The organism is Janibacter sp. CFPM2_SD2, from assembly GCF_057364645.1.
Window position 1 is genome coordinate 1 of sequence record NZ_JBNFOF010000002.1, and the last position, 14,305, is coordinate 14,305.

General features: G+C 73.3%; 17 protein-coding genes, 1 pseudogene and 1 riboswitch. Of the genes and pseudogenes, 11 read left to right on the top strand and 7 right to left on the bottom strand.

Annotated features, from left to right (window positions below):
* Positions 1-201 precede the first annotated feature (201 nt).
* Positions 202-1,953: a phosphomethylpyrimidine synthase ThiC gene (gene thiC / locus AC2W7J_RS00220; protein ID WP_485980838.1), complete on the bottom strand. Its 1,752-nt coding sequence runs from the start codon at positions 1,951-1,953 to the stop codon at positions 202-204.
* Positions 1,951-2,058: riboswitch (TPP riboswitch) on the bottom strand. It overlaps the preceding gene by 3 nt.
* A 51-nt stretch (positions 2,059-2,109) precedes the next feature.
* On the opposite strand from thiC, the pseudogene thiD reads away from it, so the two are divergent.
* The 3 genes and pseudogenes from thiD to AC2W7J_RS00235 all read left to right on the top strand — a co-directional run bounded on the left by thiD (position 2,110) and on the right by AC2W7J_RS00235 (position 4,354).
* A pseudogene (gene thiD / locus AC2W7J_RS00225) lies at positions 2,110-2,938 on the top strand (bifunctional hydroxymethylpyrimidine kinase/phosphomethylpyrimidine kinase).
* A 54-nt stretch (positions 2,939-2,992) separates the two neighbouring features.
* Complete coding sequence (locus AC2W7J_RS00230) at positions 2,993-3,748, top strand: helix-turn-helix transcriptional regulator (protein WP_255185431.1); 756 nt, start codon at positions 2,993-2,995, stop codon at positions 3,746-3,748.
* A gap of 165 nt (positions 3,749-3,913) precedes the next feature.
* The gene (locus AC2W7J_RS00235; RefSeq protein WP_485980841.1) at positions 3,914-4,354 is read left to right on the top strand and encodes a hypothetical protein; all 441 of its coding nucleotides are present in this window, start codon (positions 3,914-3,916) and stop codon (positions 4,352-4,354) included.
* 16 nt (positions 4,355-4,370) lie between these two features.
* Here the strand turns inward: AC2W7J_RS00235 and AC2W7J_RS00240 are convergent, their stop codons facing one another.
* Positions 4,371-4,898, bottom strand: a complete 528-nt coding sequence (locus tag AC2W7J_RS00240) for a DinB family protein (RefSeq protein ID WP_485980843.1) — start codon at positions 4,896-4,898, stop codon at positions 4,371-4,373.
* A gap of 22 nt (positions 4,899-4,920) precedes the next feature.
* Here AC2W7J_RS00240 and AC2W7J_RS00245 point away from each other — a divergent pair, with 22 nt between their 5' ends.
* Entirely contained in the window at positions 4,921-5,265 is a 345-nt protein-coding gene (locus tag AC2W7J_RS00245) for a DMT family transporter (protein WP_427802130.1), read from the top strand.
* Entirely contained in the window at positions 5,265-5,588 is a 324-nt protein-coding gene (locus AC2W7J_RS00250) for a DMT family transporter (RefSeq protein WP_485980845.1), read from the top strand. The genes AC2W7J_RS00245 and AC2W7J_RS00250 overlap by 1 nt, the downstream gene beginning before the upstream one ends.
* A gap of 29 nt (positions 5,589-5,617) precedes the next feature.
* On the opposite strand, the gene AC2W7J_RS00255 is transcribed toward AC2W7J_RS00250, so the two are convergent.
* From AC2W7J_RS00255 to AC2W7J_RS00265, 3 genes are read right to left on the bottom strand one after another with little or no spacing between them, the layout of a single operon-like run.
* Entirely contained in the window at positions 5,618-6,058 is a 441-nt protein-coding gene (locus AC2W7J_RS00255) for an SRPBCC family protein (protein WP_485980846.1), read from the bottom strand.
* Between the two features lie 50 nt (positions 6,059-6,108).
* Positions 6,109-6,483: a hypothetical protein gene (locus AC2W7J_RS00260; RefSeq protein WP_421007134.1), complete on the bottom strand. Its 375-nt coding sequence runs from the start codon at positions 6,481-6,483 to the stop codon at positions 6,109-6,111.
* A gap of 9 nt (positions 6,484-6,492) precedes the next feature.
* Positions 6,493-7,416 (bottom strand): NADP-dependent oxidoreductase, encoded by a 924-nt coding sequence (locus AC2W7J_RS00265; RefSeq protein ID WP_485980848.1) that lies wholly within the window; start codon positions 7,414-7,416, stop codon positions 6,493-6,495.
* An 82-nt stretch (positions 7,417-7,498) separates the two neighbouring features.
* Here AC2W7J_RS00265 and AC2W7J_RS00270 point away from each other — a divergent pair, with 82 nt between their 5' ends.
* Complete coding sequence (locus tag AC2W7J_RS00270; RefSeq protein WP_255185422.1) at positions 7,499-8,623, top strand: PLP-dependent cysteine synthase family protein; 1,125 nt, start codon at positions 7,499-7,501, stop codon at positions 8,621-8,623.
* A 12-nt stretch (positions 8,624-8,635) separates the two neighbouring features.
* Here the strand turns inward: AC2W7J_RS00270 and AC2W7J_RS00275 are convergent, their stop codons facing one another.
* Positions 8,636-10,402, bottom strand: a complete 1,767-nt coding sequence (locus tag AC2W7J_RS00275) for a GNAT family N-acetyltransferase (protein ID WP_485980850.1) — start codon at positions 10,400-10,402, stop codon at positions 8,636-8,638.
* A gap of 53 nt (positions 10,403-10,455) precedes the next feature.
* Between AC2W7J_RS00275 and AC2W7J_RS00280 the strand changes: the two genes are divergently transcribed.
* Genes AC2W7J_RS00280 through AC2W7J_RS00290 form a run of 3 tightly spaced genes read left to right on the top strand, consistent with a single transcriptional unit; the run spans position 10,456 to position 11,848 of the window.
* On the top strand, positions 10,456-11,238 hold the full coding sequence (locus AC2W7J_RS00280) for an alpha/beta fold hydrolase (protein WP_485980851.1): 783 nt from the start codon (positions 10,456-10,458) through the stop codon (positions 11,236-11,238).
* Between the two features lie 53 nt (positions 11,239-11,291).
* The gene (locus tag AC2W7J_RS00285) at positions 11,292-11,438 is read left to right on the top strand and encodes a hypothetical protein (RefSeq protein WP_485980853.1); all 147 of its coding nucleotides are present in this window, start codon (positions 11,292-11,294) and stop codon (positions 11,436-11,438) included.
* Positions 11,435-11,848, top strand: coding sequence for a hypothetical protein (locus tag AC2W7J_RS00290; protein ID WP_485980854.1), 414 nt, complete (start codon positions 11,435-11,437; stop codon positions 11,846-11,848). The genes AC2W7J_RS00285 and AC2W7J_RS00290 overlap by 4 nt, the downstream gene beginning before the upstream one ends.
* On the opposite strand, the gene AC2W7J_RS00295 is transcribed toward AC2W7J_RS00290, so the two are convergent.
* On the bottom strand, positions 11,835-12,932 hold the full coding sequence (locus AC2W7J_RS00295) for a PQQ-dependent sugar dehydrogenase (protein ID WP_485980856.1): 1,098 nt from the start codon (positions 12,930-12,932) through the stop codon (positions 11,835-11,837). The two genes, AC2W7J_RS00290 and AC2W7J_RS00295, sit on opposite strands and share 14 nt — an antisense overlap.
* Positions 12,933-12,966: 34 nt before the next feature.
* On the opposite strand from AC2W7J_RS00295, the gene AC2W7J_RS00300 reads away from it, so the two are divergent.
* Positions 12,967-13,092: a hypothetical protein gene (locus AC2W7J_RS00300; RefSeq protein ID WP_485980857.1), complete on the top strand. Its 126-nt coding sequence runs from the start codon at positions 12,967-12,969 to the stop codon at positions 13,090-13,092.
* Complete coding sequence (locus AC2W7J_RS00305; protein WP_485980859.1) at positions 13,092-14,279, top strand: hypothetical protein; 1,188 nt, start codon at positions 13,092-13,094, stop codon at positions 14,277-14,279. The genes AC2W7J_RS00300 and AC2W7J_RS00305 overlap by 1 nt, the downstream gene beginning before the upstream one ends.
* Positions 14,280-14,305 lie beyond the last annotated feature (26 nt).

Below are 14,305 nucleotides of genomic sequence, written 5' to 3' on the forward strand. Positions count from 1 at the left end.
CGCGCCGATCGGCCGCCCGAGGAGCGTCGCGAACGATGACGACGGGCGCCCGCGGTGACGCCCGCGTGCGGGCCGGCGAGGGTCGCCAGCGCCGGGGCGAGCGCGACGACGGGCAGGAAGATGTTGATCTGGTCGACGTAGTTGCCGACGATGCCGGCGCGCACGCCGCGCGGCCGGTCGGCGGCAGCCCGGGCACGAGGCTCACCGGGTCGCCTCGTCGCGCACGTAGACGCTCGAGCCGAGCTCGACGAACTGACGCGACTTCGCCGCCATGCCGGCCTCGGCGATGGCCTGCTGCGCCGCACCGGACCCGTAGGCGTCGCGGATGTCCTGGCTGATCCGCATGGAGCAGAACTTCGGTCCGCACATCGAGCAGAAGTGCGCGGTCTTCGCCGGCTCCGCCGGCAGGGTCTCGTCGTGGAAGGCCATCGCGCGCGGCGGGTCGAGGGCGAGCGCGAACTGGTCGTGCCAGCGGAACTCGAAGCGCGCCCGGCTGAGCGCGTCGTCGCGCTCGCGTGCCCGCGGATGCCCCTTGGCCAGGTCGGCGGCGTGCGCGGCGATCTTGTAGGTGACCACCCCGGTGCGCACGTCGTCGCGGTCGGGCAGGCCGAGGTGCTCCTTGGGCGTGACGTAGCAGAGCATCGCCGTGCCGTGGCGGGCGATCTCGGTCGCGCCGATCGCCGAGGTGATGTGGTCGTAGCCGGGCGCGATGTCGGTGACGAGCGGGCCGAGCGTGTAGAAGGGCGCCCCGTGGCACCACTCCTGCTCGAGGTCGACGTTGTCCTTGACGAGGTGGAGCGGCACGTGGCCCGGGCCCTCGACCATGACCTGCACGTCGTGCTCCCAGGCCCGCAGGGTCAGCTCGCCCAGGGTGCGCAGCTCGGCGAGCTGCGCCTCGTCGTTGGCGTCGGCGACCGACCCCGGCCGCAGCCCGTCGCCGAGCGAGAAGGCGACGTCGTAGCGGGCGAAGATCTCGCACAGCTCGTCGAAGTGCGTCCAGAGGAAGGACTCCTCGTGGTGGGCCAGGCACCAGCCGGCCATGATCGACCCACCCCGGGAGACGATGCCGGTGACCCGCTCGGCCGTCAGGGGCACGAAGGCGAGCCGCACCCCGGCGTGGATCGTCATGTAGTCGACGCCCTGCTCGCACTGCTCGATGACGGTGTCGCGGAAGATCTCCCAGGTGAGCTCCTCCGCCTTCCCGTCCACCTTTTCGAGGGCCTGGTAGATCGGCACGGTGCCGATCGGTACGGGGCTGTTGCGGATGATCCACTCGCGCGTCGTGTGGATGTCGTCGCCGGTCGACAGGTCCATGACCGTGTCGGCACCCCAGCGGGTGGCCCAGGTGAGCTTGTCGACCTCCTCGGCGATCGACGAGGTGACGGCCGAGCTGCCGATGTTGGCGTTGATCTTCGTGAGGAACGCCCGGCCGATGACCATCGGCTCCGACTCCGGGTGGTTGACGTTGGCCGGGATGATCGCCCGGCCGGCGGCGACCTCGTCGCGGACGAGCTCGGGCGAGCAGCCTTCTCGCAGTGCGGCGCTGCGCATCTCCGCGGTGATCTCGCCGCGCCTGGCGTAGTGCAGCTGGGTCACCGTGCTGCCGGCCACGGCACGAAGGGGGCGACGCGCCGGGCCCTGCCACGCCGCCGCAGCAGCACCGCGCCGCTGCGCCGCACGGCCGTCGTCGGCGAGGTGACGGGGTCTCCCTTCGTAGGGCTCGACGTCACCGCGACCGGTGATCCACGCACCCCGGTGGTCGGGCAGGCCGACCTCCGGGTCGGCACCGGGCCCGCTGGTGCGGTAGACGTGGACGTCCTCGTTGGGGGTGCCGTCGGGGCTGTCGGCCAGGGAGATCGCGGTGACCGCGACCCTGATCGACGGGTCGTGGGGGTCGACGACCTCTTCGCGACGGTGCTGGGGGTGGAGCTCTGACTCGACGGGTGTGCGCACGCGGGCGCCTCCTCTTCCTTCGCCGGCATGATCCGGACAGGTTCAGACGGTCCGGACGGCAGCAGTCCGATCTCAGCCCGTGCCCGGGCTCCCGCGGGGTACCCCGATCCAACCACACGCCGTCGGTGCCCCGCCGGGCACCGTTACGGTGCGACCATGACCGCCCTCCCGCGACCGCCGGTCGCCCTGTCCGTCGCCGGCTCCGACCCGTCGGGCGGTGCCGGGGTCCAGGCCGACCTGAAGACCTTCAGTGCCCTGGGCGCCTACGGCACCTGCGTCATCACGGCCCTGACGGCGCAGTCGACGCGGGGCGTGACGCTCGTGCACGAGGTGCCCGTCGACGTCGTGCGCGCCCAGGTCGAGACGCTCGTCGAGGACGTGCGCATCGACGTCGTCAAGGTCGGGATGCTCGCCTCCGCGGAACTCGTCGAGACCGTGCACGAGCTGCTGACGAGCGGACCCCTCGCGACCACGCCGGTCGTCCTCGATCCCGTCATGGTCTCGACCTCGGGGTCGCGCCTGCTCGCCCCCGAGGCCGTCGACGCCGTGCGCGCGATGCTCCCCCGCGCCGACGTCATCACCCCCAACGTGCCCGAGGCCGCCGTCCTCCTCGACGCGTCCCCGGCCGGCAGCGAGGAGGACCTGCCGGAGCAGGCCGGGCGGCTGCGCGCGCTCGGTGCCGCCGGTGCTGCTCAAGGGTGGCCACCTCGACGGCCCGGAGGCGGTCGACCTCTGGCTCGACGACGACGGACCGTTCGCGCTGCGCGGTCCGCGGGTCCCGACGACCGCGACCCACGGCACCGGCTGCACGCTCAGCTCGGCCATCGCCGCCCTTCGCCCCCGGCACGAGGGGTGGCTGCCGGCCGTGCGGGAGGCGCGCGACTGGCTCACCGAGGCCCTGCGGCACGGGGGAGTCACTCGGGATCGGGTCGGCGCCGGGCCGGTGCACCACTTCCACGAGCAGCGGCGGTGGCAGCACCCGTGACCATCTGCTGACCACACCTTTACCATCCCCCGACGCGCGAGGAAGATGTCCCCCATGTCGGGGAAGGGCATCGACGAGTACGCGACGGTCGTCAGGCTCGTCACGGGGGTCGCTGGCGCCTCCGAGCACGTCGACGCCCGGCTGGCGCGGATGAGCGACCTGCTCGTCGACCTGCTCTCCTCACCGACCGGGCTCATGGTCCACGGGGCCCCCGACGGCTTCGAGGTCCGCGCCGTGGGCAGCGCCGCGACACCGGCGGCCCGCGCCCGGATGAGCGACGAGCTGCGCATCACGGGTGGCCCCGACCCGCTGCTCGACCCGATCCGTGCCGGAGACCTCGAGCCGACGACCGCCGGCCTCGCCTACGGCGGCCAGGCCGCGTGGCAGGCCTCCGGCAAGTGCCGCGGCAGCCTCGAGATCTGGGGCATCGACCAGGTCGCCGCCCTGCCCGTGCGGTCCGGCACCGAGTTCGTCGCCTTCCTCGTGGGGCGCCGCGGGGAGGACTACGGCGAGCGCGACCTCGCGCTGCTCACCGCGGTGCAGCCCGTCGTCGCCGGGCTCGTGCGTCTGCTCGAGCCGGAGCACCTGGCGCCGCCCACCCTGCACGTCGCCCAGCTGACCCAGCGGGAGCACGAGGTCCTCTGCCTGCTGGCCGCCGGCCACAAGGCCGCGACCATCGCCCGTCACGCCGGCTGCTCCGAGCGCACGGTCCACCGCCATCTCGCCCACATCTACGCCAAGCTCGGCGTCACCGATCGGCTGAGCGCCGTCGTCAAGGCGCAGCGGATCGGTCTGCTCGCGACGGGCTGAGGGCGAGCCACGACCGGCTGGTCCGGGGCCACGGCTGGCCGCCACCACGACTCGGCCGGGCCCTCCCCCTGTGGGTAGAACTGCCAATAGCGGCGCCCGGCGCAGCAGGAGTCTGCTGGGTCCGAGGCCGCCGCAGCGGAGCGGCGGCCCGGGAGAGGAGCAGACATGTCACACCACATCCTGCGTCGGGCGGCGACCACGACGGCAGCCGCAGCGGCCCTCGGCCTGGCGACGGCCAGCATGGCCTCGGCCCACCACTGCTACAAGGTCGACTGGAACGAGCGTGCCTACGCCCAGCTCTCGCAGGGCGGCACCCCGTGGATGTCGCTGACCACGCTCGGCAGCATGATCATCGCCGAGGACATCGGCATGCCGGAGTGCGCCGGCTACGCCTCCGTCGCGATCGACCACTGGATGGCCGAGACCGGCGCGACCTCGGTGCCGCTCATCCACTCGAAGGCGACCGTGGGTGGTGGCGCGCTCCACAACAACCCGCAGGGCAGAACGCCCACGGCGATCACCTTCCTGGGCGAGGCCGACTTCCCCATCCTCGACGAGGGGCTCGGCATGGCGATCGCGCAGTGCCAGGCGGACCAGGCGAGCTGAGCCGCTGGCACCGCCGTCAGGCCCCGACGTCGTGCAGGTGGTGCTCCACGTCGTGGAGCAGGTAGCGGCTCAGGCCGGCGATCGTGAAGGGCGCGCCGTCACCCCGGGTGCCGGCGCGCGCCCACGCCTCATCGCGCACGCGGTCGAGGACGGCGACGGTGCGCTCGGTCTCCTCGGCGATCTGGCGCGCCACGGCCTGCGGGTCACTGGCCCAGAACTCCTGGCGCACCGCCTCGGCCTCCCCGTCGTAGCTCGCGAAGGGGGCGCCCTCCCGTGCGAGCACGGCGCCCACCCGCTCGCCGAGGACCCGGACGAGGTCGCGCGCGTGGCAGGCGTACTCGAGGGGTGACCACACCCCCGGGGCCGGCCGTTCGCCCACCCCCGGACGCTGCAGGGCCGCGGCCCAGCGGGGCACGCCGGCGAGGAGCCGGGCACTCGTCGTCGCCGGGTCGTGCGGGACGTAGCCGCACTCGTCGCACCCGTCGTCGACGACGAAGGTCCAGTCACGGGTGTCGTGGTCGGCCGGCGGCGGCGTGGCGCTCATGCGTCCAGCCTAGGGTCGGGGCATGACGACCTGGCAGCTGCTCGCCGCCGCCATCGCCTGCGAGGTCGCGGCCACCCTGAGCCTCAAGGCGGCGCTCGACCGGCCGGCGCTCTACGTCGTCGTCGTGACCGGGTACGCCCTGTCCTTCGGCCTGCTCGCCGTCGTGCTCCGGCGAGGCATGCCGCTGGGCATCGCCTACGGGATCTGGTCGGCCTGTGGTGTCGCCCTGACCACCGTCCTGTCGACCCTGCTGCTCGGCGAGGCCTTCACCCCCCTCATGGGGCTCGGCGTCGTGCTCGTCATCGGAGGCGTCCTGCTCGTGGAGACGGGCGCCCCGAGCGCGACGACAGCGCCCGAGGAGCCGTGATGACCGCCTGGGTGTGGCTGGTCGTCGCCGTGGCGGCCGAGGTCGCCGGGACGCTGTCGCTGCGCACGGCGGTGCACACCGACCGTCGGTGGTACGCCGCGGTGGCCCTCGGCTACGTCACGGCCTTCGCCGCGCTGTCGACGGGCCTCGCGCGCGGCATGCCCCTCGGCGTCGCCTACGGGACCTGGGCCGCGGCCGGGGTCGCGCTGACCGCCATCGGCTCGCGCGTGCTCTTCGGCGAGGTCCTCACCCGGCGGATGGCTGCCGGGATCGGCCTGATCATGGTCGGTGTGCTGCTGCTCGAGCTCGGCGGCGGGCACTGACCGAGCGCACGTGGCCGGGCCGGTGCAGGTCAGCCGAAGAGCGCGGCGAGCCGGTCGAGGGACGAGCGCAGGTTGGCCTCGGTCGTGTTGCGCGCCCGCTCGAAGCGCGACTCGTCGGTCAGCTCACGCCAGTCGTAGGTGTGGGTGACCTCGGTGGCGCCGTCGTCGGTCGGGGTCAGCTCCCACCCCCACTGGTGACCGAAGGGGGCCTGCCCCTGCGCCGCCGGACGCCAGGCGATGCGGCGCCCCTCCTCGAAGTCCACGACGTGGTTGTAGCGGTCGTTGCCCGAGGTCGTCGTCGTCATGAAGACGTCGCCGACCGCGTGGACCCGCTGGCCGGGTGCGGACGCGCCGAGGTTGTCGTTGCCGTCCCACGCGAGCTGGCGCGCGGGGTCGGCGATCTCCTCGAAGACCGCCTCGGGCGCGGCGGGGATGGTGGTGGAGGCGGTCACGACCTTGGTCTCGTCCATGGCACCCACCCTAGGAGCGCGCGGCCAGGCGGGCTCGGGAGGAGACCTCGTCAGCCATGCGGCACGACGGGCACGACCTGCCGCAGGGCCTCGACGTCGGGCTGGTGCACCCCGAAGCCGAGCGCCGCGACCCGCTTGCCGGTCGGGACGTGGAGCAGGTTCTTGCCGTCGAGGACGAGGTCACGGGGCTCGGTGAGGGGGAACCGGCGCAGGGTCATGCCCAGGGGGTTGCACATGCGCACCTCGTGCGGCTCGATCCGCAGCATCGGGTTGACGAGCTGGAGGATGCCGAGGGCGGTGAGCACGACGCCCGCCGCGACGGTGACCCAGGCCGAGGTCAGCAGGGACACGAGCGCGATGAGCACGCCCAGTGCGACGAAGGTGATGCCCATGGGACGGCTGTGGCGGATGGTCAGCGGCTGCATGGCCGCACCCTAGTCGGCGACCTCGATGACGAGCTTGCCGCGGGCGGCGCCGGACTGGCTGGCCGCGAAGGCCTGCGGCACGTCCTCGAGGGCGAAGGTCCGGTCGACGTCGACCCGCAGCCTGCCGGCGGCGACCTCGTCGAGCAGGTCGGCGAGCCGTGCGCCGTCAGGTCGCACCCACACCCAGCGGCCGCCGTGCTCCTCGACGCCGGGGTCGGTGATCGAGGCGAGGCGTCCGCCGTCACGCAGCACCGCCCGGCTGACGTCGAGGACGCCGCCGACGAGGTCCGCGACCGCGTCGAAGCCCTCGGGCGCCACCTCGCGCAGCCGCTCCTCGAGCCCGTCGCCGTACTCCACCGGCGTCACACCGATGTCGCGCAGCTTGTCGTGGTTGGCCGCGGAGGCGGTGCCGACGACGGTGGCCCCGGCGGCGACCGCGAGCTGGGCGGCGGCGAAGCCGACGCCACCGGAGGCGGCGTGGACGAGGAGGGTGTCCCCCTTCGTCACGGCCAGGGTCTCGAGGACACGAAGGGCGGTGAGCCCGGCGAGCGGGAGGGCCGCAGCGACGTCGTCGGTGACCTCGTCGGGGACGGCTGCCACGTCATCGACGCGGACCGTGACGTACTCGGCGAAGGTGCCGGCCGACAGGACCTGCTTGCGGGCGTAGGCGGCGACCCGGTCGCCGGGACTGAACTCGGGGCTGTCCGGGCCGACGGCGTCGATGACACCGGCGACGTCCCAGCCGGGGATGACCGGGAAGTCGGCGGAGAGCATCGGGTCGAGACCGCCGGACATGGCCTTCCAGTCGACGGGGTTGACCCCGGCCCGGGTGACCCGGATGCGGACCTCGCTCGGGCCCACCTTGGGGACCGGCAGGTCGCTCAGGTGCAGCTCGTCGGTGGTGCCGTACTGGTCATAGGTGATGGCGCGCATGCTCGGTGCAACTCGCACGGACGGGCACGGCATTCCATCGCCCGCCCGCCACGTGGCCCAGCGATCTCGCACAATGGGCGGCATGCCGCTCGACCACGCTGACCCCTTCGTCGACGTCGAGGAAGACGTCAACCGCTACGACCCCGACTACCGGCGCTGGCTGGCCGCCGCGATCCGGACCGTCCGCAGCGACGCCACGCGGTCGGCCGACACGCACCTCGTGCGGGTGCCGCTGCCGGCGGAGTGGGGCGTGCACCTCTACCTCAAGGACGAGTCGGTGCACCCCACCGGCTCGCTCAAGCACCGGCTGGCCAGGTCGCTCTTCCTCCACGCGCTGTGCAACGGCTGGATCCGGCCGGACCGGCCGGTCATCGAGGCGTCGAGCGGCTCGACGGCCGTGTCGGAGGCCTACTTCGCCTCGCTCATCGGCGTGCCCTTCCTCGCCGTCATGGCCCGGTCGACGAGCCGGCAGAAGGTCGACCTCATCGAGTTCCACGGCGGCCGGTGCCACTTCGTCGACAACGCCCACGAGGTCTACGCCGTCGCCCAGTCCCTCGCGCAGGAGACCGGCGGTCACTACATGGACCAGTTCACCTACGCCGAGCAGGCCACCGACTGGCGCGGCAACAACAACATCGCCGAGTCGATCTTCCAGCAGATGTCGATGGAGGAGCACCCCGAGCCGACGTGGATCGTCGCGACAGCGGGCACCGGCGGCACGTCGGCGACCCTCGCCCGCTACGTGCGCTACACGGGCCGCGACACGGGCATCTGCGTCGCCGACCCGGAGAACTCCGCCTTCTTCCCCGGGTGGCGCGACGACGACCCGTCGGTGACGACCTCGGTCGGCTCGCGCATCGAGGGCATCGGGCGCCAGCGGGTCGAGACGAGCTTCATCGCCGCGAGCATCGACCGGATGATGCGGGTGCCCGACGCCGCCGCGGTCGCCGCGGTGCGGCTGCTCGAGCAGCTCATCGGCACGCGCGCCGGCGCCTCGACCGGCACGAGTCTGTGGGCCGCGCTGCGGATCGTCTCGGAGATGGTCCGGGCCGGCGAGACCGGGAGCGTCGTCTCGCTCATCTGCGACCCGGGCGAGCGCTATCTCGACAAGTACTACTCCCCGCAGTGGCTGGCCGACGAGGGCATCGACATCGAGCCCTACGAAGGGCGACTCGAGCAGCTCATGCGCACCGGTCGCCTGCCCTGACGGCGGGGTCGCTCACAGCGGACGCTTGAAACCGAGGTGGCTCGCCTCGTAGCCCAGTCGGTCGTAGAAGGCATGCGCCCGGGTGCGCACCCGATCGGTCGTCAGCTGGGACAGGACCGCGCCGTGCGCGCGCCCGTGCTCGTGGGCCCACTCGAGCATCGCGGCACCGAGTCCCATGGACCGCTCGCTCCCGGCGACGCGCACCCCCTCGACCTGCAGTCTGGTCGCGCCGTTGCGCGAGAGTCCCGGCACGATCGACAACTGCATCGTCGCGACGACGCGGTCCTGCTCGTCGCGCACGACGGCGAGGTACTGCGCGCGGTCACGGCTGATCGCGTCGAAGACCCGCTCGTAGTGGGCGAGGTCGGTGCCCTCGCGGGTGGCGCCGAGCTCGTCGTCGGCGAGCAGGGCGACGATCGACGCGACATCGGTGCGCACCGCTCGGCGGACGCGGTAGCGACGCTCCCCGAGCTCGAGGACCCCGCCGACGGACTCGGCTGCCCGAGCCCTCAGATCGAGCGCGAGGGCGTCGAGCCAGCCGCCGACGTGCCGTCGGGCCTCGTCGGTGTCGGGGTATCGGCAGCGCAGGTGAAGGCCGGCCTCGTCGAGGATGAACCACAGCATCACCCCGTCGGAGCGGATCGTCGCCCCGACGTACTGGGCGTCCAGACCCGCCGCGTCGACCCGTACCGGCAGCCGCCGCAGGTCGAGCCAGGAGACGGCGAACATGCCGGGTGCCTCCGGCATGCCGCCCCACGGACGCATGACGTCGTCGAGCGGCCACGAGCCGAGGTGCACCGCTTCTCTGACGGCGGCGGCGCAGGCCTGCGGGTCAGGGTCGGACGACTCGAGGACCGAGTTGGCGATGAACCACCCGACCGAGTCGTGCCACCTCGCGTCGTATCGCGAGTGGACGGGGAAGACGGCGCGCAGCGGTGAGTCGGCGAGGTCGCGGGTGACGGCGGTCATCGCGGCGACGACGGTGGTCAGGATCGAGACACCGTCACCGCGGGCCTGTGCGGCGAGCGCGGCCGCGTCGTCGACGTCGAGCACGTCGCGCAACTCGACGCGCTCGGCGTGCGGCACCGGCTCCCCGAGCGGCAGCGGGAAGCGGGGCATGACGTCACCGCTGGCGGCGAGCACCTCGGCCCACCGCCGGCGGACGTCGTCGGGCGCGGGGTCACGGTCGGCCAGGGCCGCGGTGTGGTCGGCGAAGGGAGGAACGAGCGTCAGCTCGGGGATGCTCTCGCCGTCGGTGAGGTCGAGCGCCGCGAGGAGGTCGCGGATGACGACGAGCATCGACCACATGTCGACGTGGGCGTGATCGGCGCCGATGACCACCGTGGGACGTTGCGCGGTCTCGAGGACGAGGAGTCGGTGCGAGGGCGTGGCGAAGGGGGTGCACGTCGCGTCGAGCACGTCCCGGACGCAGTCGTTGACCGCCTGCCCCGAGGCGACGGGGTGCTCGACCCACTGCCCCGGCGTGACCTCGAGCTCCTCGAGCACGGGCACCCCGTCGGGACCGGGTGCGAAGCCCGACCGCAACGTGCCGTGTCGCGCGATGACGGCGAGCCAGGCGGCCGAGAGCCGCTGGCGCGCAACGGGGGCGGGCAGGGTGAAGCAGATCGCCATCCACGAGCCGGGCCGGTCGCCGCCACCGACGTGGCGACGCTGGTCGAAGGAGAGCGGCAGGGCGCGTCCTGTGCAGTGGGCGGTGACGTCGTAGCCCAGGAGCCTCCCGAAGGGCAGCCGCAGGTGGGCGACGTTGGACAGCCTCATGGCGGTTACCGTAGCCGCACGGTGCCGCCCGCGCGCCGGGCGAGGAGGTACCCGTGACCAGCTTCGACGTCCCCGGTGCGCGGCTGCGGCTGGAGTACAGCGACGAAGGGGGCCACCCCGTCGTCCAGCTCCACGGCCTGACCTCCAGCCTGGAGCGCGACCGGGTCCTCGACCTCGACCTCGGTCGCGGCCTGAGCGGTACCCGGCTGCTGCGCTACGACGCCCGCGGGCACGGTCGGTCGACGGGCCGGCCGGTGGGCGACGACTACCGGTGGCCCCGGCTCGCCCAGGACCTGCTCGCCCTGCTCGACGTGTGGTTCCCGGGCGAGCGCGTGCACGGGGTCGGGCCGTCGATGGGCTGCGCGACCTTGCTGCACGCGGCGCTGCTCGACCCCGGGCGCTTCAGCGGGCTGACCCTCATGGTGCCGCCGACGGCCTGGGAGACCCGCGCGGCCAAGGCGCACGACTACGAGCGCTCCGCCGAGGCTGTCGAGGCCCATGGTCTCGAGCTGTTGCTGCGGGCCCAGGCAGCGGCGCCGGCGCGCCGGCGACCGCCGGGGCACCCGACACCGTGCCCGACGTGCGGACCGACCTGCTGCCGTGGGTCTTCCGCGGAGCCGCCCGCAGCGACCTGCCCGACCGCAAGGCACTGCGCTCGATCGACCTGCCGACGACGATCCTCGCCTGGACGGACGATCCGGCGCACCCGCTGTCGACGGCCGGGGCGCTGCTCGACCTGCTCCCCCGCGCCACCCTGCAGGTGGCGAGCACCCCGGGCCGAGGTCGACCGCTGGCCCGCGGTGCTCATGGCCGACGTCGAGCGGACCGGGCGATGAGCGGCCCGCCACCCCCTGCACCAGGCGATCGCCGTGCTCGACGCGGGCGGCAGGTGCGTGTCGCGCGCTCGCGCGGCTACGCGATCGGCCTCCTCGTGCTGGGTCTGCTCGTCGGAGCGGGGCTGCTCGCCTGGCTCGTCTTCGCCGTCGCCGACGGCTGCGCCGCGTCCGGATGGGCGTGGTGCTCGCGCATCCGGTGACCTGGGCCAGCACCATCGCCGTCGTGGCCTGTGCCCTCCTGCCGGTGGTCATCGCGGTGCGGCTCCACCGCCGTGAGGCCCTCGTCGTCACCCACGGGGGGCTGGCCACGGAGTCGGGTGGCGTCATCCGCTCACACGTGCCGTGGACCGGCATCGAGCGCGTCGGCTTCGAGAGGGTGACCGGCCCCTACGACAACTTCGCCCCCCGCTCGGTGACCTACGTGCTGACTCCGGCGGCGATCGAGGCCAGGGACCGCGCCATGGTGGCCGCGGGTCGGCGCCCGCCCCGTTACGGGCTCCTCGGGCCCGGTGGGTACGTCCTCGAAGCCGGGTACGTCGGTGGGCGGCGGCGCCTCTATGAGCTGCTCGCTGCAGCGCACCAGCGCTACGGCGGCGTCAGGCCTTCCTGACGACGCCCAAGCGCAGGATGCGGTCGTCGCCGTCGTCGGGGTCGCCGCGGCCGTCGGTGTTGTTGGTGAGCACCCACAGCGAGCCGTCGGTCGCGACGGCCACGTCGCGCAGCCGCCCGTGCTCGCCGACGAGGTGCTCGGTGGACGTCGTCAGGTCGTCGAGCGGCACCTCGCGCAGTCGCTCGCCGCGCAGGTTGGCGATCCAGATGCTGCCCTCGGCGACGGCGATGCCGCTCGGGCTCGCCTCGTCGGTCGACCACTGCTGCACGGGGTCGGTGAACCGGTCGTCGTCGGCGGTGCCCTCGACGGTCGGCCAGCCGTAGTTGTCGCCGGCCTCGATGACGTTGAGCTCGTCCCACGTGTCTTGGCCGAACTCGCTGGCATACATCGTCCCGTCGTCGTCCCAGGCGATGCCCTGCGGGTTGCGGTGACCGAGGGTCCAGACGAGCGAGTCGTCGAAGGGATTGTCCTCGGGCACCTCGCCCTCGGGCGTCAGCCGCAGGATCTTGCCGCCGAGGCTCTCGCGGTCCTGGGCACGGTCGGTCTCGCCGGCGTCACCGGTCGTCACGTAGAGCATGTCGTCGGGGCCGAAGGCGATCCGACCGCCGTCGTGGAAGCTCGCCGACGGGATGCCCGCGAGGATCGTCTCGGCATCGCCGAGGCCGAGCGCGCCGGGCTCGCCGGTGAGCTCGTGGCGCACGACGCGGTTGTCGTCGGCGCTCGTGAAGTAGGTGTAGAGGTGGTCGTCGTGCACGGCGAGGCCGAGCAGGCCCCCTTCGCCGCCCGCGGAGACGGCCTCGACGGTGCCGACCTCGCGGGTGCCGTCGTCGGTGAGCTCGAGGACGCGGCCGGAGTCGCGCTCGCTGACGAGCGTCGTCTCGTCGTCGATCGCGATGGACCAGGGCGCCTCGAGGTCGGTGACGACGTCGGTCGGCGCGCTGCCGGACGCTGACGAAGGGGGTCCACCCGACGTCGTCGTGCCGGACCTGGAGGTGCCGCGGTCATGCGCCTCCCCCGAGCACCCGACCAGAAGGGCTGTCGCCGCGGCGAGCGCGGCGGCACGGGGAGCTGTTAGGCGGTCCATGACCTGACGCTACCGGCGGGCCTAGCCTGAGGGCATGAACGAGACGCCCCCCCTTCGCGTCGTGGCGGTGGTCGACGACTGGACCCACCTCACGCCGGAGGCCAGGCAGGTCTGGCGCGAGCGCCTCGGGACGCTGCGGCAGGGCGAGATCCTCAACTGATGCGCCGCCTCCAGCTGCTCCTTGACGTCCTCGGCGCGGGTGAGGACCACCCGACCGTGCGGGAGCTCGTGGACCTGCTCGGCGGCACGCCCGCCACCACCGACGAGCGACTCGTCGACGAGCCTGCCCACGTCTCGCGGCGGCTGAGCTTCGCCTCGGGCGGGGAGGTCGTGCTGCACGACGGCGCGGTCGTGGCGGTGCTGCTCCACGTGCGGCCGACTCCCTTCGCCCGCACGGGGATCGACCTGCGTCACTGGATCGGCCTAGCCGGCCGACGAGCGACGCTGGACGGCCTGTCGAAGGCCGTGGACGCCAGGCCGAGGTTCGGCGGGCGGTACGCGTACTTCGAGCGCGACGGCGGCTTCGTGCGCTGCATCTTCGACGGCCGCTGGAGGGAGCCCGGCAACCTCGTCGAGCTCGCCGTCACCCTCGACCAGCCGGGACGCGCCTGCCAGCCGGACGACGACACCTGCTCGGTCTGCGGTGGCCTGCCGGTGCGGGGAGCTGCCAGTGACGGGCTCGTCGTCGACGCGACCATCGCTGCGCTGCAACGCAGGCGCGACGACGGCCTGCTCACCGAGACCTACTCCCCCGCACCGCTCGCCGACCTGCGGCTGCTGCACCGCTCCGGGCTCATGGAGCGCGTGGAGAGTCAGCTCGAGTGCTCGGCCTGCCGGCGGATCAGCGCGCTCACCCTCCACCGGGAGGGGCCGGCCACCTTCGTCCACGTCATGTACGACGAGGCCAGGCGACGACCGATGGAGGCGATCCCGCCCGTGGAGCAGTGGGGCGATGCCTCCCGCATCGCCGCGGCGGAGGAGGCGATGCGCTACCTCGACCACCGACCTGGGTCGTGGTTCCTCGCGCGCGACCCGGACGGCGACCTGTACCTCGAGTCGCGCTACGTGCGCAGCAGCATGGTCGACGGCTCGTGCCTCGTCCGGCTCGACGCCGCGGAGGTCGAGGGGTACGAGACCGGCGGAGCCGAGTACCTCGACGACCTGGCGCGGCGGATCGACGGGAGCCGCCCGTGGTCGCAGGACTCCCCCTTCGGTCGACGCAACCTCCACCTCGACCGCGGGGCAGCCGACCTGGTGGCGGAGTTCACGACCGCCGTCCGGGACCACCGGTGGGTCGCCGAGCAGCGGCAGGCGGCGCACCGGCGGGTGCGGTCTGCCGAGGACTGACCCCTGACCGCCGCGGGCCCTACGCT